At 42.9% G+C, this 23,075-nt stretch carries 25 protein-coding genes; 10 read left to right on the forward strand and 15 right to left on the reverse strand.

What is annotated here, in order from left to right; all coding sequences use genetic code 11:
• Nucleotides 1–63 precede the first annotated feature (63 nt).
• Nucleotides 64–633, forward strand: coding sequence for a nicotinate-nicotinamide nucleotide adenylyltransferase (locus PYW33_RS04645; RefSeq protein ID WP_004645645.1), 570 nt, complete (start codon nucleotides 64–66; stop codon nucleotides 631–633).
• Nucleotides 634–638: 5 nt separating this feature from the next.
• Here the strand turns inward: PYW33_RS04645 and PYW33_RS04650 are convergent, their stop codons facing one another.
• Nucleotides 639–1,544, reverse strand: a complete 906-nt coding sequence (locus tag PYW33_RS04650; protein WP_004645644.1) for a LysR family transcriptional regulator ArgP — start codon at nucleotides 1,542–1,544, stop codon at nucleotides 639–641.
• Between the two features lie 104 nt (nucleotides 1,545–1,648).
• On the opposite strand from PYW33_RS04650, the gene PYW33_RS04655 reads away from it, so the two are divergent.
• Together PYW33_RS04655 and PYW33_RS04660 are read left to right on the forward strand one after the other, a co-directional pair.
• Nucleotides 1,649–2,254: a LysE/ArgO family amino acid transporter gene (locus PYW33_RS04655; RefSeq protein ID WP_004645643.1), complete on the forward strand. Its 606-nt coding sequence runs from the start codon at nucleotides 1,649–1,651 to the stop codon at nucleotides 2,252–2,254.
• Nucleotides 2,255–2,662: 408 nt separating this feature from the next.
• Nucleotides 2,663–3,226, forward strand: a complete 564-nt coding sequence (locus tag PYW33_RS04660) for a YceI family protein (protein WP_026055725.1) — start codon at nucleotides 2,663–2,665, stop codon at nucleotides 3,224–3,226.
• An 89-nt stretch (nucleotides 3,227–3,315) separates the two neighbouring features.
• On the opposite strand, the gene PYW33_RS04665 is transcribed toward PYW33_RS04660, so the two are convergent.
• The 5 genes from PYW33_RS04665 to dapD all read right to left on the reverse strand — a co-directional run bounded on the left by PYW33_RS04665 (nucleotide 3,316) and on the right by dapD (nucleotide 6,652).
• Nucleotides 3,316–3,774: a peroxiredoxin gene (locus PYW33_RS04665; protein WP_004645641.1), complete on the reverse strand. Its 459-nt coding sequence runs from the start codon at nucleotides 3,772–3,774 to the stop codon at nucleotides 3,316–3,318.
• Between the two features lie 81 nt (nucleotides 3,775–3,855).
• Nucleotides 3,856–4,269, reverse strand: coding sequence for a hypothetical protein (locus PYW33_RS04670; RefSeq protein WP_004645640.1), 414 nt, complete (start codon nucleotides 4,267–4,269; stop codon nucleotides 3,856–3,858).
• Between the two features lie 16 nt (nucleotides 4,270–4,285).
• Nucleotides 4,286–4,954, reverse strand: coding sequence for a 7-cyano-7-deazaguanine synthase QueC (queC, locus tag PYW33_RS04675; protein WP_004645639.1), 669 nt, complete (start codon nucleotides 4,952–4,954; stop codon nucleotides 4,286–4,288).
• A gap of 34 nt (nucleotides 4,955–4,988) precedes the next feature.
• Nucleotides 4,989–5,699 (reverse strand): 7-carboxy-7-deazaguanine synthase QueE, encoded by a 711-nt coding sequence (gene queE / locus PYW33_RS04680; RefSeq protein ID WP_004645638.1) that lies wholly within the window; start codon nucleotides 5,697–5,699, stop codon nucleotides 4,989–4,991.
• A gap of 131 nt (nucleotides 5,700–5,830) precedes the next feature.
• Nucleotides 5,831–6,652: a 2,3,4,5-tetrahydropyridine-2,6-dicarboxylate N-succinyltransferase gene (gene dapD / locus PYW33_RS04685; RefSeq protein ID WP_004645637.1), complete on the reverse strand. Its 822-nt coding sequence runs from the start codon at nucleotides 6,650–6,652 to the stop codon at nucleotides 5,831–5,833.
• Nucleotides 6,653–6,971: 319 nt separating this feature from the next.
• Here dapD and carO point away from each other — a divergent pair, with 319 nt between their 5' ends.
• A complete protein-coding gene (gene carO / locus PYW33_RS04690; protein WP_004645636.1) occupies nucleotides 6,972–7,703 on the forward strand; it encodes an ornithine uptake porin CarO in 732 nt (243 codons plus the stop codon).
• Nucleotides 7,704–7,759: 56 nt separating this feature from the next.
• Here carO and PYW33_RS04695 read toward each other — a convergent pair whose 3' ends face one another.
• From PYW33_RS04695 to PYW33_RS04730, 8 genes are all read right to left on the reverse strand, one after another.
• Complete coding sequence (locus PYW33_RS04695; protein ID WP_004645635.1) at nucleotides 7,760–8,989, reverse strand: OmpP1/FadL family transporter; 1,230 nt, start codon at nucleotides 8,987–8,989, stop codon at nucleotides 7,760–7,762.
• A gap of 92 nt (nucleotides 8,990–9,081) precedes the next feature.
• The gene (locus PYW33_RS04700) at nucleotides 9,082–10,005 is read right to left on the reverse strand and encodes a CysB family HTH-type transcriptional regulator (RefSeq protein ID WP_004645634.1); all 924 of its coding nucleotides are present in this window, start codon (nucleotides 10,003–10,005) and stop codon (nucleotides 9,082–9,084) included.
• Between the two features lie 53 nt (nucleotides 10,006–10,058).
• A complete protein-coding gene (locus PYW33_RS04705; protein WP_004645633.1) occupies nucleotides 10,059–11,120 on the reverse strand; it encodes a sulfate/molybdate ABC transporter ATP-binding protein in 1,062 nt (353 codons plus the stop codon).
• Nucleotides 11,121–11,131: 11 nt separating this feature from the next.
• Nucleotides 11,132–12,025: a sulfate ABC transporter permease subunit CysW gene (gene cysW / locus PYW33_RS04710; RefSeq protein WP_004279077.1), complete on the reverse strand. Its 894-nt coding sequence runs from the start codon at nucleotides 12,023–12,025 to the stop codon at nucleotides 11,132–11,134.
• Nucleotides 12,022–12,855, reverse strand: a complete 834-nt coding sequence (gene cysT / locus PYW33_RS04715) for a sulfate ABC transporter permease subunit CysT (protein WP_004279076.1) — start codon at nucleotides 12,853–12,855, stop codon at nucleotides 12,022–12,024. Before cysT ends, cysW begins: the two co-directional genes overlap by 4 nt.
• Nucleotides 12,856–12,940: 85 nt before the next feature.
• Nucleotides 12,941–13,546, reverse strand: a complete 606-nt coding sequence (locus PYW33_RS04720; RefSeq protein WP_004645632.1) for an RBBP9/YdeN family alpha/beta hydrolase — start codon at nucleotides 13,544–13,546, stop codon at nucleotides 12,941–12,943.
• Nucleotides 13,547–13,578: 32 nt separating this feature from the next.
• Nucleotides 13,579–14,592: a sulfate ABC transporter substrate-binding protein gene (locus PYW33_RS04725; RefSeq protein ID WP_004645631.1), complete on the reverse strand. Its 1,014-nt coding sequence runs from the start codon at nucleotides 14,590–14,592 to the stop codon at nucleotides 13,579–13,581.
• Between the two features lie 175 nt (nucleotides 14,593–14,767).
• Nucleotides 14,768–15,775: a sulfate ABC transporter substrate-binding protein gene (locus PYW33_RS04730; protein ID WP_004645630.1), complete on the reverse strand. Its 1,008-nt coding sequence runs from the start codon at nucleotides 15,773–15,775 to the stop codon at nucleotides 14,768–14,770.
• 159 nt (nucleotides 15,776–15,934) lie between these two features.
• Between PYW33_RS04730 and pabC the strand changes: the two genes are divergently transcribed.
• The 4 genes from pabC to PYW33_RS04750 all read left to right on the forward strand — a co-directional run bounded on the left by pabC (nucleotide 15,935) and on the right by PYW33_RS04750 (nucleotide 18,922).
• Nucleotides 15,935–16,747, forward strand: coding sequence for an aminodeoxychorismate lyase (gene pabC / locus PYW33_RS04735; protein WP_004645629.1), 813 nt, complete (start codon nucleotides 15,935–15,937; stop codon nucleotides 16,745–16,747).
• Nucleotide 16,748: 1 nt separating this feature from the next.
• Nucleotides 16,749–17,807: an endolytic transglycosylase MltG gene (gene mltG, locus PYW33_RS04740; RefSeq protein WP_004645628.1), complete on the forward strand. Its 1,059-nt coding sequence runs from the start codon at nucleotides 16,749–16,751 to the stop codon at nucleotides 17,805–17,807.
• A 2-nt stretch (nucleotides 17,808–17,809) separates the two neighbouring features.
• Nucleotides 17,810–18,409: a dTMP kinase gene (tmk, locus tag PYW33_RS04745; RefSeq protein WP_004645627.1), complete on the forward strand. Its 600-nt coding sequence runs from the start codon at nucleotides 17,810–17,812 to the stop codon at nucleotides 18,407–18,409.
• 96 nt (nucleotides 18,410–18,505) lie between these two features.
• Nucleotides 18,506–18,922 carry a PaaI family thioesterase gene (locus tag PYW33_RS04750; protein WP_004645626.1) on the forward strand — a complete coding sequence of 139 codons (417 nt, stop codon included), beginning with the start codon at nucleotides 18,506–18,508 and terminating at the stop codon, nucleotides 18,920–18,922.
• A 108-nt stretch (nucleotides 18,923–19,030) separates the two neighbouring features.
• Here PYW33_RS04750 and nadB read toward each other — a convergent pair whose 3' ends face one another.
• Nucleotides 19,031–20,665 (reverse strand): L-aspartate oxidase, encoded by a 1,635-nt coding sequence (gene nadB / locus PYW33_RS04755; RefSeq protein ID WP_162131574.1) that lies wholly within the window; start codon nucleotides 20,663–20,665, stop codon nucleotides 19,031–19,033.
• A gap of 229 nt (nucleotides 20,666–20,894) precedes the next feature.
• Here nadB and PYW33_RS04760 point away from each other — a divergent pair, with 229 nt between their 5' ends.
• Both PYW33_RS04760 and PYW33_RS04765 read left to right on the forward strand, forming a co-directional pair.
• The gene (locus PYW33_RS04760) at nucleotides 20,895–22,280 is read left to right on the forward strand and encodes a Do family serine endopeptidase (protein ID WP_004645624.1); all 1,386 of its coding nucleotides are present in this window, start codon (nucleotides 20,895–20,897) and stop codon (nucleotides 22,278–22,280) included.
• Nucleotides 22,281–22,400: 120 nt separating this feature from the next.
• Entirely contained in the window at nucleotides 22,401–22,853 is a 453-nt protein-coding gene (locus PYW33_RS04765; RefSeq protein WP_004645622.1) for an acyl-CoA thioesterase, read from the forward strand.
• Nucleotides 22,854–23,075: the final 222 nt, after the last annotated feature.

The following is a 23,075-nucleotide window of genomic DNA, read 5'->3' on the forward strand; positions in this document are numbered from 1 at the left end:
AATGATTATGTCGCATATTTATTGGGACAGCACAACTCATGAGTCATAAAAAACTGATCCCTTATGAACTATACATTTGATTATCTGGTTTTCATTGGCCGCTTTCAGCCTTTTCATCTGGCACACATGCAAACGATTAACATTGCCCTGCAGCATAGTCAACATGTGATTTTAGCGCTTGGTTCTGCACAAAATGAACGCAATATCAAGAATCCATTTTTGGCTTCGGAGCGTGAAGCCATGATCCTGTCAAATTTCAGTCCTGAAGATCGAGCTCGGATCAAATTTGTAGAAGTCATAGATGTTTATAATGATGAAAAATGGCAAAAACTGGTGAAATCGCTGGTGAATCAGGTTATTGAACCGGATGCCAAAGTCGGACTGATTGGGCATTTTAAAGATGATTCTTCTTATTATTTAAAGTTTTTCCCAGAATGGGAAATGGTCGAACTTGACAGCCTTGAAGATGCCTTATCCGCTACGCCGATGCGTGAAGCTTATTATCGCGGCGAAATTCAACGGGATAAATTTCCACAAGGCACGATTGATTTTCTAGAGAATTTCCAAAAAACCACGACCTATCAGCAACTCAGTGAAAAATTTGCCCAGAATGATAAAACCAATCTAGTTTAAAAGTATCAGGTTGTTATGGGTTGATTCATGGTAGTTTGAGCATGCTGTTTCAAACATTCGCCTAAAATTTCCAGGGCAGACGACTGTTCTTTCCAGTGATGCCAATACAAGGGTACTTCAATTCGCATCTCACTTGAAAGTTCAAGCAGTCGACCTGACTCCAGCAAATCCCTGGTTTGATAGTCCGGCAGCCAGCCATATCCTAGACCCATGACAATCGCATCAAAAAATGCATGGGTCGATGGAATAAAGAAATGAGGATATTGAGCAAGGTTCAGGCCAAATTCGTGCTGAATAAATTGGGTATGGAGTTGGTCTTTTTCATTAAAAATAATGGCAGGGGCAAGGCGTAGCGCATCCCGATGTACCCCTTGATGAAACCAGTTTCGGGAAAAGTCAGGGGTGGCGACCAGACGATACTGCATCTGTCCGATCAACTCAGCCCGGCAACCTTTCATTGCCTTACTCTCTGTACTCAAACAGGCATTGACGAGACCTGCTTCTAACAGATGATGAGTCTGTGATTGATCATCTACCTGAAAATGCAGCACAATTTTATGCTGGATCAGCTGGGTTTGTAAGGTTGGTAATAGCCAGGTCGCGAGTGAATCAGCATTGGTGGCAATATTCAGGCAGTAGAAACCTTCATGTTGCAGCTGTCCACCCAGATCCTGCATCAGATTCTGTTCTAGCAAACGTTGATGCTGTAAATAATGCAATAAAGTTTGTCCTGATTGGGTCACGCGGCAAGGCCGATCTCTCACCAAAAGCAATTGTCCCAATTTTTTTTCCAGACTTTGAACACGTAGGGTCACTGCCGAGGCGGTAATATTTAGCTGTTCGGCAGCCAGATCGAAACTTCCCGTTTTTGCAACTGCATAAAAAGCCTCACATTGTTTCGCATTCAGCATAGCTGTTATCTAAAAATAATTTAGTTAAATTGATATTAACTTAGTTTTAATTAATCGCACTCATTTTGTTCAATAATTCATTTATTCGAAAAAGGGGGAATGTGATGTTCAGTTATATGATGAGTGGTTTTGCTGTGGGAATGAGCCTGATTGTCAGTATCGGTGCACAGAATGCTTTTGTATTAAAACAAGGTTTAAAACAGCAGCATGTGTTTTGGGTCTGTGTGATTTGTGCCTTATCTGATTCCATTTTAATTCTGCTTGGCGTACTGGGCTTTGCGCGCGTCATTGAACATTATCCGGATATTGTTATATTTTCTAAATATATTGGCGCAGGATTCCTATTTTATTATGGTTTACGCCATGCGATCAGCGCATTTAAATCAACCGAGGTCTTGGCACCAAGTGGTCAGCTCACAGAGCATTTTCTACAAGTACTGATGATCTGCCTGGCTTTTACCTGGCTGAATCCGCATGTTTACTTAGACACAGTCATATTGATTGGATCAATTTCAACCCAATACGCCTTAGGAAAATGGTGGTTTGCTTTAGGTGCTGTCTGTGCTTCCTGGTTTTTTTTCTTTAGTTTGGGATATGGAGCAAAAATACTGACGCCTTGGTTTCAACATCCAAAAGCATGGAAAATACTGGATGCTATTATTGCATGTACCATGTGGGGCGTCGCGGTGTCATTAATACTCAGTATTTGATTCAGGCTACGGAAGTGGATAGATCGGTTAAGAGTTGTCTAAACGTGTCATTTTAGATAGTGATCAAGAATAGGCAGCGCAGAAAACAACTCTTTTCATTACTGTGAGCACATGGATATTTCAATATATATTGAGCTTAAAATAAACGATCTGTTTGGTATAAAAAATTTACAAAATCAGAATTTTATAAGATGACACAAGTTTACTGCTCGCCTAGCAGGGCCACTTATTAGAGAAAAATCAAAGCAAGTATTTTGTCCGTTAGTCATGAATGATTTTACAAAAACTTCAATAAACTGGTATAAAAATAACGAAAACCTGTTCGCTCAAAAACAAGAAAGTTTAGTTTCAGATTAAGCGGTGTACTTAAATCCGATCAATAAGAAATTAAACAAGGTGGATTTAAAATTGAAAACAATAATAAAAACTGGGCTCCTTAGCCTAGCGATCTGTTTAGCTTTGACCAGTCAGTCTTTTGCAAGATCATGGACCTTAACTCCCAAAAGTGATGTCGGTTTTGAGATTAAGTCGATGGGTCTTACTGTAGTTAAAGCCAAGTTCAATCAGGTTCAATCCACGATGCAGTTTGACGTTAAAGCACCGCAAAATGCCTCAACTCATCTGGTCATGGATGTGGAAAGTTTAAGCTTTAGTAAGCCGCTATTTAAACATATGATTTTGGGCGAAGACCTGTTTTATGTAGAAAAATATAAGACTGTAATTTTTAAAAGTATCCAGTTTAAAGACTTGGGCAATGGCAAATACAATGTTTTAGGTCATTTAACCCTGCGTGGTGTGACCAAGCCTGTGATTTTTGAAACAACCTTTAAACCCAGTATGTCGAATGCCAACCTGCTTGATGTTCAGGCATCTGCCGTGATTAACCGTAGGGATTTTGGTATGAAAAAAGGAATTGCCGGCGTAGGGGATAAAGTGAATCTTCATCTATCAGGACAGTGTGAAATGAACTAGGGGAAATATAAAATACTTGATGATATGAAAGTTATTGTAAAAAAAGCCCGAATGGTTCGAGCTTCTATTTATACACAAGCATGCAATTATTAAGCAGCTTGCAATGCTTTTAAATCTTCCAGCACTTGCTCAGCATGACCGGCTGCTTTCACTTTACGGTATTCTTTCACCAGTTGACCATTATGGAAAATGAAAGTCGAACGCTCAATGCCCATCACTTGTTTGCCATACATGTTCTTTTCTTTAATCACATCAAAATGATGACACAAAATTTCTTCTTTATCGCTGATCAGATTGATACTCAAATTCTGCTTTTCAGTAAAGTTCTGATGCGCTTTTACCGAATCACGGGATACGCCAAGAATTGTGGTGTTTAAAGCATCAAACTGATCTTTTAAACAGGAAAAGCCAACTGCCTGAGTCGTACAGCCTGGCGTAGAATCTTTAGGATAAAAATAAATCACCAGCCATTCTGTATTTAACTGGGTTAAATTGATTTCGCCTGTCGTCGCAGGAAAATTCTGGTCAAGCAAACTGATTTCAGACATAAAAACTCCTGTTTTCTTTAAATTTTTTCAAAAAAATAAGCCACATTATAGTGGCTTATTTTATCAAAGAATCATCAGATCTTATTTCTTTGGTGCCGCTTGGGCTGATTTCATTGCTTCTTCAGTCAAAGTTTTCAGTTTGCCTGTTAACTGTGGACCAAAGCATGCTTGAAGATCTTTATTCTGCTTCTGTACAAAAGCTAAAGTGCCTGGGCTTTTCTTCTGGTTAATAGTGCTTTGAATTTCCCATTTTTGTGCATTGGTTAATTTGCCATCTGCTTCAATAGCACAACCACAATATTTGCTGACTTCAGCAGATGTCAATTTTTTGCTTTTGCCAGTTTCATTTTTACAAACATTGATCAATGCAGATTTTACATTGGTGCTTTTATAAGCTTGTTGTAATTTGTCATCAGCCGCTTGAGCCGTAGTTGCGAACATAGCAGCAGCTGAGACAATTGCTGAAAGCACGATGCTTGATTTTAAATTCTTCATAAACTCTACCTTGTTATTACGGTATATAACGTGTCGGGTCTTCAACACCTGCGTCCGCAAAACCCTGTTTACGTAAACGACAACTGTCGCATTTGCCACAGGCACGTCCTTGGTCATCTGCTTGATAGCATGACACCGTTTGACTGTAGTCTACGCCATGTTCAATACCTAAGCGAATAATATTTGCTTTGGATAAATGTAACAAAGGTGTTTCAAATTTAAGCGCTTGACCCTCTACGCCAACCTTGGTTGCAAGGCGTGCCATATTGGCAAATGCGTCAATAAATTCCGGTCGGCAATCCGGATAGCCCGAGTAATCAACCGCATTAATTCCGATCACAATTGCTTCGGCTTTAAACACTTCTGCCGCTGCCAGGGCATAAGACAGGAAGATGGTATTACGTGCAGGAACATAGGTAATCGGGATACCTGACTGTTCATGATCCGGCACGTCAATGCTATGATCGGTAAGGGCTGAGCCACCCAGATTACCCAGATCAATATTGATGACGCGATGTTCCACACCCGCACGTTGCGTTAAAGCTTTTGCTGCATCCAGCTCGGTCGTTGAACGCTGACCATATCGAAAACTGAGTGCGATACATTCATAGCGTGCCTGTGCCCAAGCCAGACATGTTGTTGAGTCTAATCCGCCAGATAACAGGACAATGGCACGAGGGCGCATAAGCTGATTCTCCAAAAAAATACTTTACAAAAAATTAACGACCAGTTTCATCATTCCATAACAACTTGTGTAGCTGTAACTGGAAACGAACAGGGAGATGGTCTTCTAAAATCCACTGAGCCAAATCACGTGCCAGTGGTGGTAAACGAACCGCACCTTTTTCAACCGCAAATGCAGGCGAAAACCAAACTGTACTCACTTTGTCTTGAAGTTGGTACAGTTCTAACTGCTGCTTTGACCATTCATAGTCTTCACGATTGCATATCACAAACTTGATTTGATCATGTGCAGTTAAATGATCAAGATTAGAAAGCAAATTTCGTGCAACTTCACCTGAAGTTGGTGTTTTTAAATCGAGGACTTTGGAAACACGCGGATCCACTTTGGACACATCTAAAGCGCCACTGGTTTCAAGTGAAACTTCACATCCTAAATCCGCAAGTCTCTGCATCAGGGGTAGGGCATTTGGTTGTGCCAGTGGTTCACCACCGGTCACACAGACATAGGGCGTTTTAAAATCAAGCGTGGTCTGGATGATATCGTCCAGAGACTGACGCTCACCGCCTTCAAAGGAATAGGTGGTATCACAATAGCTACAACGTAATGGACAACCGGTTAAACGGATAAATACTGTTGGCAGACCTGCGGCATTGGCTTCACCTTGCAATGAATAGAAAATCTCCGTAATGCGTAAACCCGCAGACGGATCAGAGACAGGAATTGCGGAAGATCGAAGCGTATTCATAACAAAACTAACCAATGAAAAATAAATAACCGGGTATAAAAATAAAAATCCCTACGATCATTACTAATCGTAGAGACGAGGAGCGGTTGAAGCTCCGAGGAACACGAATGTATCCTCTAAGTTAAGACATCTTAGTCTTCGCGTAATAGATCGTTCAGGCTTGTTTTAGAACGAGTTTGTGCATCAACTTTTTTCACGATGATGGCAGCATACAGGCTGTAAGTGCCACACTTAGAAGGGAGGCTACCAGCAACAACGACTGAACCTGCTGGTACACGGCCGTAGTGGATTTCGCCAGTGGCACGGTCATAAATCTTGGTTGATTGACCAATGAATACGCCCATTGAAATCACAGAACCTTCTTCAACGATTACGCCTTCAACGATTTCAGAACGTGCACCGATAAAGCAGTTATCTTCAATAATGGTTGGATTCGCTTGCAGTGGTTCAAGCACACCACCAATCCCTACACCACCTGACAAGTGAACATTTTTACCAATTTGCGCACATGAACCGACAGTTGCCCAGGTATCAACCATCGTGCCTTCATCTACATAAGCACCGATGTTGACATAAGAAGGCATCAAGATCACGCCTTTGGCCTGAAAAGAACCTTTACGTGCGACAGCAGGTGGTACGACACGTACACCAGCTGCCTTAAACTGCTCTTCAGTCCAGCCTGAGAATTTAGTTTCTACTTTGTCATAGAAACGAAGATCACAAGCTTCCATTGGTTTATTGTCGTTTAATTTAAATGATAACAATACCGCTTTTTTAATCCATTGATGAACAACCCATTCACCATCGATTTTTTCAGCAACACGTAAAGTACCATTGTCTAGACCAGCAATTACTTCCTCAACTGCTTGACGGATTTCAGCAGAGCAATCTGCAGCTGTAAAATTCGCACGGTCTTCAAACGCTTGTTCAATGATTGTTGAAAGCTGCGACATGATCTTCCTTCCAGAAAAAAATTTTCTAGATTTTACACTATATTGCAGGAAAAATAGTTGAAAGCACTAAAAATAGATGAAAAATAACCAGAAGTGTAGAAAGCGTGAAATTATTAAAGTGATAAGTGTGCTTTTTCATTATGTTGAAATGTAGGAGAAGTGTTAGAAAACACTTGGTTCTCAACAAGAAAAATTAATTTGTATCAAAAAATAACAAAAGATGAGCAAAATGTGAATAAAAAATATTTTTTAAGTCCTTTATATTGAGCCTATCACGAATAACTAATGATCAAAATAAGTTCTTTTGAGGAGAGAAATAATGAAATCTTTACATAACATTTTAGCAGTATCAGTCTTAGCTCTAGCAGCGGGTTCTGCGATGGCTGCTGATGAAACAATCGTAACAGATGAAGGCGTTGCTGAATTCTCTTTCTTTAAACCAGCTTCTGTTCGTGCTGAAGTCGGTACTACCGGTTATGGTGGTGCAATTTCCTGGAGTGCTAACCCATATGTAGGCGTCACTTTAGGTTATAACGGCGGTGATATTTCCTGGTCGGATGATTTATCAATCAATGGTTCTGATTATGACTTGGATATGGACAATAATCTGACTTATCTAAATGCTGAAATTCGTCCTTGGGCAAACTGGTTCTATATGGCAGCCGGTGTAGCTTATGTTGATAATCAATATGATATCGATCGCCGAGTTCGTTCTGGTGAAACCTTCTCCGTAAATGATGTTGAATTCCGAGCAAATGGAGATGCACGTATTAGTGGTGACCTATCTTATAAAAATAATATTGCACCATACCTAGGTATTGGTTTCTCTCCAGCAATTACTAATCGTTGGGGTGTGTTTGGTGAAATTGGTGCTTACTACAATGGAAATCCAACAGTTAACTTAACTTCAAGTGGAGCTGCTACTCCTACAAATCCTGGAGTCATTGCTGACTTTAACCAACAAGTTCAGCTGGAAGAAGACGATATTCGTAATGACAACGAATATAAGTGGCTACCAGTAGCGAAACTAGGTGTGAGCTTCCGCTTCTAAGATTTTACTTAATACAAAAAACGGGCTTCGGCCCGTTTTTTGTTTTTAGAACAATTTTAAAAGTGATAACCCAGTTTCAAACCTAGGATCCAGGCACTGTTATCAGAAACTGCGGATAAACCTGCGATCTGTGGCGTAATAGGTTCTGATAAGGAAATTTCAGGTTTTTGAAACTTTAAATAATATAGTCCTGTCGCAATATCCCAGGTTTCTTGAATCTTATAAAGATGACTTAGTCCGATGCCCCAATAGCCATCACTCGGATTCAGAGTTGAAGCCGGATTTCCTGTACCAGAATCCCATAAGAGTTCGATAGAATTTATGCCAAAAGATGGCCATTGATGAGCAAGTCCGATTTTTCCAGACCATTGATCCTTACGATAATCAATCATTCTAAAAGATTTTACTTCAGGGAACTGTAAGGCCGCATAGTCAATTACAGCGCCAAATTTAGGCGGCTGGATCACGAAATTTTGCCAGTTTGACCAACGCAGCGTGCCATAGAGCGCATTTTGATCAGTTAAAGCTGTCTGAAAATCCAAGTTCACAGATTGTGGAGTTTGAATTTCTGTATAAGGTGCTGGATTTGTACCTACAATAATGGATTCAGTGGTTTTATTGTGATGAGTAATTGCAGAACGATAGGTCAGTGCGGTTCTAAAAAAATATTCAGGAATCTGATAACTGATTCCTGCAAGCCAGCCCCAAGCGGGATCTCGTTCAAATGTGGCTCGATAACCATTGAATATATAAAATGTCTGCCCGGATAAATATAAATTTCCCTCTAAGCTTTGATAACTTAGCCCTGTATAAAAATTCCAGTCAGCGTCTGGTCGAAAGCCAATTAATGAGGTCAAATTATGGCTCTCAAATTGAATGGTAGCAGCCTCAATCGGAAGTGCTGCACCTGCAAAAACAGGATCATAACGATAAGCGATATCTATAGAATAAGGTTGATCGTAAATCAGTCCCCACGACACTTGAGGATTCAACTGGAATTTTAATGCTGCATTGGAGATCAATTGGTTGTGGGCAAGATTTCCTGTTGAAAAATCGGTGATGCCTAATTGTTGTAGCTCTTCGGTATGTTGTACCTGACCGCTGATATCAGGGCGAACCCAGGCCAATGAAACTTCAGCATAATGATTTTTTTCAAAAAACGATTGGATGCTTTGGTTAGATTGTTCAAACGCTGCTGCATAACCTGCCCCGGAGAAAAACAAGCCCGTGGAGAAAAGAGCAAATTTATGATTGATCATCTTGGTATAATTCAATTTATTATGCATGTGATTATGCTTGATATTTATATTCTTTATCTACTCAAAAAATAAAAAAGAGGCTATTCGCCTCTTTGATTAAAAACTTAAAATATTGCACTTTATTCGTCTGGATAAGCCACTTTTTTCAGTGCCTTAATATCTGCGTCTGGTGAGCAGAGTGAAATAAACTCGTAGCCATAACCGCGTAATAAATGACCTTTACGCACTGCAATCCAAGTGGTATTTACGCCGAAAATATCGGTTTTAATCTGCTTTAAGCGGTAATCACGCTCCGGGTCATAGGCCACATCGTTGACAATGCCGATGCCCATATTCATTTCTACATAGGTCTTGATGACATCGGCATCAAGCGCGGACATCACAATATCTACATCAAAACCAGCTTCTTCAAAGGCGGTATCAATCTTGGAGCGACCGGTAAAACCACCATGATAGGTAATAATTGGGTAGTGCGCCAGATCTTCGATGAGCACGTGTTCTTTGCTTGCCAGTGGATGATTCTGCGGGGTAATAATACTGTGTTGCCAGTTATAGTAAGGTACGCTGGCCAGATTATCTTCAGTGGTGAGTGCTTCGGTCGCAATACCGATATCGGCTTGACCTTGCAGTAGCATTTCCGTGATTTCAATCGGGCTGGCCTGTTGCAAAATCAAATGTACTTTAGGGAATTCTTTTTTGAATTGGCTGACAATTGGTGGCAACACATAACGCGCCTGGGTATGCGTCGTGGCAATCGTCAATGTGCCTTCATCGACTTTATTGAAATCATCGGCCAGACGTTTGATATTGTCGGCATCGACCAGCATGCGTTCCACAATGCCTAAAAGTGCCTGACCTGGTTCGGTTAAGCCCAGTAGACGTTTACCTTTACGGATAAATAACTGCACCCCCAGTTCATCTTCCAGATCTTTAATATGCTTACTTACCCCGGACTGTGAAGTATAAAGCGCAGCAGAAGCTTCAGTTAAATTAAAGTTTTGTCTAACCGTTTCTCGTATAATTCTTAATTGTTGGAAATTCATAATTCTCTTACCCTAGAAGAGGATGGGGCATTTTAAAGCCCCATCTTTTGATCTTAAGCGACCTGGTTTTCAAATAAATGCAAGTTCACCGCACTTAACCAAACAGTTTGATTTGGGCGGAATTGGTGCGCTCTCGCTTCATCAGGCGTCAGTAAAATTTCAATCAGATTGCCTTGACGGTCATTTAGCTCTGCAACGACTTTACCCGCGATCCATAATTCACGAATGAAAGTCGCTTGAATGGCATTGTCGTGTGGCTGTGCATGAATGCGTAGTTCATCTGGACGCGCGAATAAAATCACTTCACCTTGAGCGGCATTTTTTGCACCCTCAAATTGAATGCGGTCTTCGCCGAGCTGGATGATGCCTGCATTGTTCTGACCTTCAAAACGGTTCGCCTGACCCAAAAAGTCGAATACAAATGGAGTTTTCGGGGTTTCATAGACCTCACGCGGTGAACCGATCTGCTCTACATTGCCTTTGTTCATTACTACGATTTGATCTGCAACTTCAAGCGCTTCTTCCTGATCGTGTGTTACGAAAATAGAAGTAATATGCAATTCGTCATGCAGGGTACGTAACCAGCGACGCAGTTCCTTACGCACTTTGGCATCCAGTGCACCGAAAGGTTCATCTAGTAATAATACACGTGGTTCAACGGCCAGAGCACGTGCAAGGGCAATACGCTGACGCTGACCCCCAGAAAGTTGAGCTGGATATCGGTCAGCAAGGAAACCGAGCTGAACCAAGTCGAGTAAACGTGTCACACGTTTTTTAATTTCCGCTTCCGATGGACGAGTTTTACGTGGACGCACACGCAGGCCAAAGGCAATATTGTCAAATACCGTCATATGGCGGAATAGGGCATAGTGCTGGAATACAAAGCCAACTTCACGCTCACGCACATGTACATTGGTGGCATCCTGACCTTCTAAAATCACCTGACCGCCATCCGCAGATTCCAGACCGGCAATAATCCGTAGCAAAGTGGTTTTACCACAGCCGGATGGGCCAAGAAGTGCGACCAGTTGACCATCTGGGAAATCCAGCGAAATGTTTTTTAGTGCGTGGAATGCACCAAAGTGTTTTTCAATATTTTGTACTTGAATACTCATGTGGGCATTCCTTAAGAAACTGTTGAATCTTCATTACGTTTGTCTTGTTTTTCCTGGCGCAGTTCCACCCATGTTTTTAAAATCAGGGTCACAATTGCGAGGAGAGCCAGAAGCGAAGACACGGCAAACGCAGCACTAAAGGTATATTCGTTATAAAGAATTTCGACGTGTAGCGGCAAGGTATTGGTTTCACCACGGATATGGCCGGAAACCACCGACACCGCACCAAATTCACCCATGGCCCGCGCATTACACAGAATCACGCCATAGATCAGACCCCATTTGATATTGGGCAGGGTCACTTTCCAGAAAGTCTGCCAGCCAGATGCACCGAGTACAATCGCAGCTTCTTCTTCTTCGGTTCCTTGTGCTTCCATTAACGGAATTAGCTCACGCGCAACAAAAGGTACCGTAATAAAGATAGTCGCTAGGACAATCGCAGGCACTGCATAAAGGATCTTGATATCGTGATCCATCAGCCAAGAACCCATCCAGCCTTGGGTACCGAAAATCAGCACCAGCATCATACCCGCGATCACAGGTGAAACCGAGAAAGGGAGATCAATAATGGTGGTCAGGAATGATTTCCCCGGAAAGTTGAACTTCGCTACAGACCAGGCTGCCGCAACACCAAATACGACGTTGAGCGGTACTGCGATTGCAGCCGTCAGCAAGGTAAGTTTTACTGCCGACAGAGTATCCGGATGCACCAGCGCTTGGGTATAAACGCCAACCCCTTGTTTAAAGGCTTCAACAAAAACCAGAATCAAGGGCAGAATCAGGCAGCTTAAAAAGAAGATTAAGGCAATAGTGAGCAGCGTATAACGTACCCAAGTTGGCTCACGGGTTGCATCACGGGATTGCAACTTTTCAGCCAGCGCATTGCTGTTGGTATTTAAACTCATCGCGCAGTTCTCCCGGTACGACGGCTGGCCCATGCTTGTAATAAGTTAATCAGGAATAGCATCACGAAGGAAATCAGTAGCATGACGACAGCAATCGTGGTTGCACCGGCATAGTCATATTCTTCTAGGCGAGAAATAATCATTAGCGGTGCAATTTCCGTTTCAAAAGGCTGGTTACCGGCGATAAAGATGACTGAACCATATTCACCGACACCACGGGCAAAGGCCAAAGCAAAACCAGTGATCAGTGCAGGCAGCAGAATTGGAAAAATCACTTTGGTCACGATCTGAAAACGGTTGGCACCCAGTGCAGAAGCCGCTTCTTCCAGTTCAGTTTCCAGATCACTCAGTACCGGTTGGACGGTACGCACCACAAAAGGCAGGCCAATAAAGATCAATGCCAGTGTAATACCAATCGGGGTATAAGCGACTTGAATGCCAATCGGTTCTAAATATTGACCAATCCAGCCGGTCGGTGCATATAAAGAGGTCAGGGCAATACCCGCAACCGCAGTGGGCAAGGCAAAAGGCAAATCTACCAGGGCATCGACAATACGTTTGCCCGGAAAGCTGTAACGTACCAGACACCACGCCAGTAACAGGCCAAATACTACATTGACCAGTGCAGCGACAATGGCTGCGGTGAAGCTTAACTGCAATGATTTCAAGATACGTTCAGAGCTCAGGATTTCCCATAAGCCATCCCAACCAATGCCCAGTGATTTAATAAAAACAGCTGACAGCGGGATCAAAACGATTAATGACAAATACGCTAGGGTAAAGCCTAGAGAAAGACCAAATCCTGGCAGCACTCGGGATCGCTGCGACATGATTACTCCTCAAAAGAGAGAATGCTGATTAAAAATAACCAGCGAAATTAGAAAATAAATTTGGCACAAGCATAGTTTGCAGCGACTAAAATGCAAATTTAAAATAATACTTGCTCTCATCAAATTTGCTGATATGGCGCATAGGGTTTTCTGAAATCAGATATTGTTCAATTTCAGGAAAAGGGCCAAAACCAGAAGCGACATTGACATGACCGACTGCGCCCAAATTGATCGGTTTGATTTTCCAGGCTTGGGCCAGTATGTGCGCATCTTCAAAACTTAACCAGGGATCATTTTCACTGATCAATAACGTGGTGGGCACCTGAAGCTTGAGCTGTTGAAAATAGGTGCTGTAGTCTGTCTGACTGTCGCGCGCAAAACCATTTTCCCCAAACCGTGCCGGATTGGCCGGGGCCACCAATACCAGATTTTTTACTTTTGCATTGAGTTCCGGATGTCGGGCAAGGGCCGCAATACTGGTCAGACAGCCAAAGCTGTGCGCGACAATCTGAACCTCTGCTGGAATGGCTTGCAGAGTTTTGACAAATTCTGCCACCCAGACATCCAGTACCGGATGATTCCAGTCCTTTTGCTGCACACGGGAGCATCGCATCAGCCGGTGCTGTAAGCAGGTTTGCCAGTGGTTGTATTCACTGCCACCTACACCAGGAACGATAAGCGTATGAATCATGTCGATGCTCCTATATCAATCAGCTTGGAAAATTATTTCGCGCTGTTGGCTTTAACGATCTGGTCAAATACACCACCATTTTCAAAGTGAGCCTTTTGTACTTTGTTCCAGCCGCCAAATTCCTGATCAACCGTCACCAGTTTTAATGGCTTAAATACTTGGCTGTATTTGGCCAGTACTTTGGCATTACGTGGACGATAATAATGTTTACCTGCCAGGTCTTGACCCAATGGCGAATACAGGAAGTTCAAATAACCTTGAGCCAAGTGCTGGTTGCCTTTTTTCTTGGCATTTTTTTCTACAATCGCCACCGGTGGCTCAGCCAGAATCGACAGAGAAGGGGTAATAATTTCAAACTTGCCCGGCTGTTCGCGAAGGGCTAAATGCGCTTCGTTTTCCCATGCGAGTAAAACATCCCCAATGCCACGTTCAGCAAAGGTCGTGGTTGAACCACGTGCCCCGGAATCCAGAACTTTGGTATTTTTATAAATTTTACGAACAAATTCTTGCGCAGTCTTATCGTTGCCGCCCGCCTGATGTTTGGCCCAAGCCCAAGCCGCCAGATAATTCCAGCGTGCACCGCCTGAAGTTTTCGGGTTTGGGGTAATGATTGCTATGCCCGGTTTGACCAGATCACCCCAGTCCTTAATCTCTTTCGGATTGCCTTTACGCACCAGGAACACGATGGTTGAAGTATAAGGCGTCGAGTTTTGCGGCAATTTCTTTTGCCAGTCCGCAGGTAACAGTTTAGCTTTTTCTGCCAGCACATCAATATCGGCCGCCAGTGCCAACGTGACTACATCAGCATCCAGACCATCAATCACGGCACGTGCCTGTTTGCCTGAACCGCCATGCGATTGCTTGAAATTGATTTTTTGACCGGTACGGCTTTCCCAATATTTGCCAAAATTCTTATTTACATCTTCATACAGTTCACGGGTCGGATCATAGGATACATTGAGAAAATCACGTGCTGCTGCACCAAATGAGGTTGCCGAGATAACAGCTGCTAAAACCCCAAGTTTTAATGTGTTTGAAATGCTCATCTGGACTGAATCTCTGATATGTTCTGTAACATAAGCGCAGAATAAACTTATTCTTTATGCATAAAAAATAATTAAAAATGAATTTTATATGAAAAAAAGAGATAAATAAGCTCTTAAGTGTTTGAAATAAGAATGGCCTTATGAATAAAGGCCATAATGAACTGCATTTAAAGTATTATTTTGCGTGATTGGCTTTGACAATCTGATCAAACACACCGCCATTGTCAAAATGCTGTTTCTGAACCTTGGTCCAGCCACCAAATTCTTTATCAATGGTGACCAGTTTTAAGGACTTGAATACGGTACTGTATTGCTTTAATACATTCGCATTACGTGGACGGTAAAAGTTTTTCGCCGCCACAGTCTGTCCAGCAGGTGAATAGAGGTAATTTAAATAGGCTTTGGCCAGATGTTCATTACCATCTTTCTTGGCATTTTTTTCTACGATTGCCACGGGTGGTTCAGCCAGAATAGACAGAGAAGGAGTAATGATTTCAAATTTTCCCGGCTGTTCGCGGACGGCCAAATGTGCCTCATTTTCCCAAGCCAGTAATACATCCCCAATCCCGCGTTCAGCGAAAGTCGTGGTAGCACCACGTGCACCCGAATCCAGTACTTTGGTTTGTTTGTAGATTTGACGGACAAAGTCTTGTGCTTTGGCATCATTGCCACCTTTCTGGTGTTTGGCCCACGCCCAGGCAGCCAGATAATTCCAGCGTGCACCACCTGAAGTTTTTGGGTTCGGGGTAATAATGTCTACGCCTGGTTTAACCAGATCTCCCCAGTCTTTGATTCCTTTTGGATTGCCTTTACGTACAAGAAAAACGATGGTTGAAGTATAGGGTGTCGAATTCTGCGGGAATTTCTTTTGCCAGTCTTTAGGCAGCAAACCACGTTCTGCAATTTCATCAATATCTGCTGCCAGTGCCAGTGTTACAACATCGGCATCCAGTCCGTCAATCACGGCACGTGCCTGTTTGCCTGAACCGCCATGTGACTGTTTATAGTTAATATCCTGACCGGTGGTTTTTTTCCAGTATGCGCTGAATTCCTTATTGAAATTGTCATATAATTCACGAGTCGGGTCATATGAAACGTTTAGGAAATCTTTTGCAGAGACACTAAAAGCGCTTGCTGATACCAGTGCTGCCAATACCCCAATTTTTAATTTACGAATGCTCATTTTTTCCTCAAGTTTTTTAGCTTTTGTTAGATGAGGCAAGAATAGCTTGAGTTTTTTTGCATAAAAAATAATTAAAAAAGAATTGGATGTGAGTAAAAGAGATATATAGGTGAAGCCTGAATATTACTGCTCAATTTATATTTTAGAGACCGTAAAAATATGCTGTATTTAAAAAATGCCCAACGTGTCAGTCATATAGAGGTGCTGGATCGTGGCTTTCATTATGGTGATGGTTGTTTTACTACGGCCCGGATTCGACATAACCGGATTGAATTGTATGATCGTCATTTGACACGTTTGCAAAACAGCAATCAGAGCTTAAGCCTGAATGCCAATCTCGATCTGATCACGGAAAGTTTACAGCTTCTCGGGGAATCAGAGGGTAAGCTGAACGGGACATTAAAGATTGTGCTCAGTCGTGGAGTGGGTCAGCGCGGTTATAGTTTGCCGGATCATCCCGCAGATCTCTGGCTGTTTTATTATCCTCAAGACATACAGGATTTTAAGTTTGAACAGATTCAAAGTGGCGTATTGCAGCAGGCAGTGGGATTGACTATGCCCAGTCTGGTTGGACTGAAAACCCTGAACCGCCTGGAGCAGGTTTTACTGAAACAGGAAGCAGATCAACGCGGCTGGCCTGAGGCCCTGGTGACAGATGTACAAGGTGGCATTGTCGAAGGGGTGAGCAGTAATTGTTTCATTCTTATAAAGAATACATGGATTACGCCAGAACTCCGTTATAATGGCGTCTTCGGTGTCATGCGTGCAGAAATTCTACAACGTATGCAAGATCAGGGTATTGTCTATGAGCAACGATATATCGGTATGGATGAAATTTCCCATATTCGGAGTCTGTTTTTCTGCAATGCACTCAGCCCGATGAAAATTGTCACACAATTTGAGCAGCGCGCCTTGGATGGCAATGCTTGTATTGAACTTTTTAACCGTCTTCGATTAAACCAGATGTCTTAATATGTCAGCTTCCAAACCTAAAGCCAAAAAGAAAAATAAAGCGAGATTCTCCTCATCTTTCAAAGGAATTGCCTTGGTCCTGATGGGGATTGCTTTGATCTTGGCGTTGATCCTGAAAAGCAGTTTGTGGAAGGATTATCCTGTAGAAGGAAAAAAACAGCTGCTCGCGATCGAATCTGGTCAAACCTATTCCGGTTTTATTGATCGTCTGGCCACAGAAGATCAGGTGAGTTTCCCGATCATTCTCAAGCTGTATCAGCGCATCATGATTCATGACACCATGAAAGCGGGCGTGTATGAAGTACGCCAAGGCATGAGCATCCGTCAGGTCTTGGAGATGATTTCCGATGCAGACAATGCCCAGATGAGCCGGATTCTGGTAATTGAAGGCACGACCTTTAAGCAACTGATTGATGCCCTGAAGAAAAATGATTTAGTCACCAAAGAAGTACTGCATCTGCCTACTGAGCAATTACTCAAAGAATTGAATATTCCGTTTTCACATCCTGAAGGGCTGTTTGCACCGGATACTTATTTCTTTGCCAAAGGTGAAACTGACCGTAAAATTCTGACCAATCTGTATCAGCGCCAGATGAAAGCACTGGATGAGGCGTGGGCGAAACGTGCAACTGATCTGCCGTATCAGAATAAATATGACGCGCTGATCATGGCCTCAATCATTGAAAAAGAGACCAGTGTAGATCGTGAATTGGAACAGGTTTCTGGGGTATTTGTACGCCGTTTAAAAATTGGCATGCGTTTACAGACCGATCCAACAGTGATTTATGGCATGGGTGACAGCTATAACGGCAATATTACTCGCAAGGATTTACGTACACCGACGCCGTATAACACCTATACCATTTCAGGTTTGCCGCCAACGCCAATTGCGTTGCCAAGCAAGAAAGCCATTGAAGCAGCCATGCATCCGGATAATTCTGACAACCTGTATTTTGTCGCTACCGGCAATGGTGGACATAAATTCACGAGCAATCTGAATGACCACAATAAAGCCGTACAAGAATATCTGACGATTTTACGCTCGAAAAATAAGGAATGAGTATGTTTATTAGCTTTGAAGGCACAGAAGGTGTAGGTAAAACCACGCTCATTCGTTCGATCTATGAAGATTTTATCGCCCAGGGCAAAGATGTTATTTTGACTCGCGAACCGGGGGGAACACCAATGGCCGAGCAGATTCGCTCGCTGTTGCTGGCTGTAAACCATGAAGAAGCCATGGCGCATGATACCGAGCTGTTATTGATGTATGCAGCGCGTGCCCAGCATCTGGCACAAGTGATTCTGCCTGCATTAGCAGCCGGGAAAATTGTCCTGTGTGACCGTTTTAGCGATGCCAGCTTTGCCTATCAATGTGCAGGTCGGGGTCTCAGTGAAACAAAGTTGCAATTACTCAATGACCACTTTGTCGCACGCATGCCGGACATTACTTTCTGGTTAGAAGCGCCTATTGAATTGGGGATGAACCGAGCACGTGAACGTGGTGCGCTGGATCGCTTTGAACAGGAAAAAGTCACTTTCTTTGAGAAAGTGAGAGCGGGATATGAAACTTTATGGCAACGTCATCCTGAACGGATCAAACGTCTGGATGCAACTCAAACGCCTGAGCAGGTATTTGAGCAGGCCTTAAGTTATTTAAAATAAGCTTGGAATTAAAATACTTTTTATTTAATTTTTCTCTAGGTTTATCTATGAAGAATCTTCTATATTAAGGCTGATATAGAAGATTTTTTTAATAAGATGAAAACGACCAAAACAGAGATAGAACAATTTTTACAACAAGAATTTCCACAAAGCCTGGAGAAGTGCCGAATTGAGGAGGTTTCGCCGCGTGGAGCCACTCTGCTTTATCAGGTGAGATCAGAGGAATTGCGTCCAGGCGGCACAGTTTCTGGCCCAACCATGATGACCTTGGCGGATTTTGCTCTTTATGTCGCCATTCTGGGTGAAATTGGATTGGTCGGTTTGGCTGTCACGACCAATCTGAATATCAACTTCTTACGTAAACCTTCTGGTGGAACGGATATACGGGGAGAATGTAAGCTGATCAAGGTCGGCAAGGCACTGATCGTGGGAGAAGTCTGGATTTATTCGATAGATCATGAAGAACCTGTGGCGCATGTGACCGGAACATATTCAATTCCACCACAACGTTAAATATTTGAAATTAGAAGACTGGCTATAAATAGCCTAAGCTGACTTTGAGCAAATAAAAATCTAAAAAGAAAAGGAGATATCATCCAAGGATGTTATCTCCATCGACTTTTAACAATTCACCAAAGGTGTTTCCACTTCAAAATTTGGTGGGACGAGGACTGTTTTGCGTAGTTCTGGTAGCAGCTCTGGATAATCCAGGGTGAAATGCAGACCGCGAGATTCTTTGCGGTGCATGGCACAGCGTACAATCATCTCGGACACCAGCACCAGATTACGTAACTCAATCAGATTTTTGCTGACCTGGTAATCCTGATAATACTCGGTAATTTCTTTTTTCAGCATTTCAATACGATGTAATGCACGTTCCAGACGCTTCGTCGTGCGTACGATTCCGACATAGTTCCACATGGTTTGACGCAGTTCATCCCAGTTTTGCAGAATCACCACATCCTCATCCGGGTTGGTCACCTGAGAATCATCCCAAGCTGGGACTGCAGGAGCTGGCTGATCGGCCTTGAAATTTTCCTGAATGTGCTTGGCTGCACTCATTCCATAGACAAAACATTCTAAAAGTGAGTTACTGGCCATACGGTTAGCACCATGCAGGCCAGTATAAGAGGTTTCCCCAATTGCATAGAGTCCAGCAATATCAGTCTGACTGTTTTCATCGACCACGACGCCACCGCAAGTGTAATGGGCTGCCGGAACGACTGGAATCATGTCTTTGGTAATATCGATCCCTAGTTCAAGCAAACGGGCATACAGAGTCGGGAAATGCTCTTTGACAAAGCTTTCATCTTTATGGGTAATGTCCAGCCAGACATGACGAATACCGAGACGCTTGATTTCATAGTCGATGGCACGTGCCACAATATCACGCGGTGCGAGTTCGGCGCGTTCGTCAAAACGCAGCATAAAGCGTTCACCATCAGGCAGGCGCAGATAAGCGCCTTCGCCACGCATTGCTTCAGTAATTAGGAAAGAACGTGCTTGTGGATGATAAAGGCAGGTCGGGTGAAACTGGTTAAATTCCATGTTGGCGACCCGGCAGCCGGCACGATAAGCCATGGCAATACCATCACCCGTGGCAATGTCGGGATTTGAGGTGTAAAGATAAGCTTTCATAGCACCGCCACAGGCAAGGGCGGTAAATGGAGCCAAGAAGGTATGCACTTTTTCAGTTGTTTCATCCAGGGCATATAAACCCAGCGCACGATTATCGCCGTCTAAACCGAGCTTTTGTGAACAGATCAGGTCAATCGCAATATAATTTTCAAAGATTTTAATATTCTGTTTTTCTTGGGCCCGTTGTACCAAGGTGGTGGAAATGGCACGACCAGTCGCATCGGCCGCATGAATAATTCGGCGCTGTGAATGACCACCTTCACGGGTGAGATGTAACTGTTCCTGTTCATCCAGAGTAAATTGCACGCCGTGTTTCAGCAGGAAATCAACTGAAGGTTTGCCACCTTCTACCGTCTGTTTAACCGCATCCATTTCACATAGCTGTGCGCCTGCAATCATCGTGTCATCAATATGCTGTTCAATTGAGTCCATTTCATCCAATACTGCGGCCACGCCGCCTTGAGCATAAAAGGTACTGGCATCTGTCAGGGTGGATTTCGCTAAGACTGCAATATTAAAATGATCTGGGAGCGATAAGGCTAAACTTAAACCAGCACCGCCACTGCCCACAATAATGACGTCAAATTGATGGGTAAGGGATAAATTAGACATGTCCATCAGCTAATTTTAAAAAAGTTTGGTAATAACAGCGCTTTTTTGTACAAAAGGCAAGCGTTGAAGTGCTCATTTATTGATGAAAAAAATTAATCAAAGCCTTAACTTAATGCTTTAATAATGAGATATTGCCCAGAATAAAGTATTGAAACATATTATTACTTAAACTTTACAGTGTTTGTGATAAAACCTATTTACATAAATTTATCAATAATTTGAGTGAATAATTTATATGAAAATTCTAGACTTAAAAAAAGGATTATTTGCAGCCACTCTCACCATGAGTGCTGCACAGTTGCAGGCTGTAACGCCGGTTGATTTTTCAAATCTGGTCGAGCAGGTCAGTCCTGCAGTGGTCAGTGTCAATGTCGTTAAAAAAATGAGCGAAGAAGAGCTCTTACAACAACAAGTGCCGGAAATTCTGCGCCGCTTTTTTGGCAATCAGGTGATTATTCCGCAGCAGCGTATGCCACAGGAAAAAACCGGTTATGGCAGTGCATTCTTTATCAGCAAGGATGGCTATCTGCTGACCAATCATCATGTGGTTGAAGATGCTTCCAAAGTCACCATTACCCTGAATGACCGTCGGGAAATTGATGCCACTGTTGTTGGGAGTGATGCACGAACTGACGTAGCTTTGCTTAAAGTTAATGGCTCGAATTTTCCAGAATTACGGACAGGGGATGTAGGACGCTTACGTGTTGGTGAGCCTGTACTCGCAATTGGTTCGCCATTTGGTTTTGATTATTCAGCTTCTGCCGGAATTGTCAGTGCCAAAATGCGTAATATGATGGGTGAAACTGCAGTACCTTTCATCCAGACAGATGTAGCATTGAACCCGGGTAACTCAGGTGGCCCTCTGTTTAACCAGCGTGGTGAAGTAGTCGGTGTCAACTCACGGATCTTTAGTGGAACCGGTGGGTATATGGGCTTATCCTTTTCGATTCCGATTGATGTCGCGATGGAAGTTGCAGATCAGCTGAAGAAAAATGGTAAAGTGACGCGTTCTTATCTGGGTGTAAGTTTGCAGGATATCGACCGTAACCTTGCTGAATCTTATAATCTGCCTAAGCCTGAAGGTTCCTTGGTGACTCAGGTTGCACCGAACTCACCGGCTGCACGTGCAGGCCTGCGTGCCAGTGATGTGATCTTAAAGTACAACGGTACCCCAATCTCACGTACCAGTGAACTGTTGAACTATTTGAACCGTACTGCACCTCAGCAGCAGGTACAACTTGAAATCTTGCGTGATGATAAACGTCGTAGTATTGCAGCGACTTTAAGTGCGGCACCAGATGATACCCCGGCAAAAGCAAGCACACACGCTCAACCAAACAAAGGGCCAGTGATCGGGGTTTCAATTCGTGACTTAAGTCCAGCAGAGTTAGCGAGTCTGGAAATCAAAGGCGGTGTGGTGATTCAGGATGTACGTCCGGGTGGTATTGCAGCACAGGCACGAATCATGCCGAATGATGTGATCACTCAAATTAATAACCAGACAGTACTGAATTCAAATCAGTTTGTGCAGGAGGTGTCTGAACTGAAAAAGGGTAGCATCGCGCGCGTGACCTTGATTCGTCAGGGGCAGCTTGCGGTGGTCGGGATGCGTATCTCATAAAATTGCTAGATTTTTGTGAAAGACCGCTTGTATAAGCGGTTTTTTATTTTTTGCAATTTACCCCAGCGATAAATTCGGTAGACTCTATAGCCTTAAAATCATGGAAAGGATAACAGCAAAGTGAGTGGTATTTTTGATCTTTCTTTAAAGGTACAAGCCAAACATATTGATGGTTTGGGTCATGTGAACAATGTGGTCTATGTGCAATGGATGCAGGATGTCGCATCAGCTCATATTGAAAAACTGGGCTTGGGACTCAAGCAATATGTGGAACTGAAACATGCCATGGTCGCAGTTGAACATCAGGTGCAATATCGCAAGGCAGCTTTTGAAGGAGACGAGATTATTCTGCGCACTTGGCTGAATGATATCAATGCCCTGTATTCCTTTAGACAATACGCATTTTATCGACCACAGGATCAGACCCTGTTGTTTAACGGCAGTACGCAATGGGCTTGTATCGAAATGGCCACGGGGCGTCCAAAACGTATGTCACCAACTTTTACTCAGGCTTATCAGCCACTTTCAGAGCATGTAAATCCTTTTGACTTTTCAACTTTACATCTGGATTAATGAGGCAACATTTTCCAGTTTGATCAGTACACTTTGATAATATTGAGGAAGAAGTGGAGCTGGGGAGCTATTTTCTAATCATGGTGATCCAGATTTCATCTGACTGAGGTGTACGCGACCTAGGGAATAAAGGAAAAAATATAATTCTTTTTCTAGATCACCATTCTGCTATAATCCTTCGCAATTTCTATTCGGCTTTTGTTATGTAATATTTTTAAATTA

It is taken from the genome of Acinetobacter lwoffii, assembly GCF_029024105.1.
GTDB classification, from domain to species: Bacteria; Pseudomonadota; Gammaproteobacteria; order Pseudomonadales; family Moraxellaceae; genus Acinetobacter; species Acinetobacter lwoffii.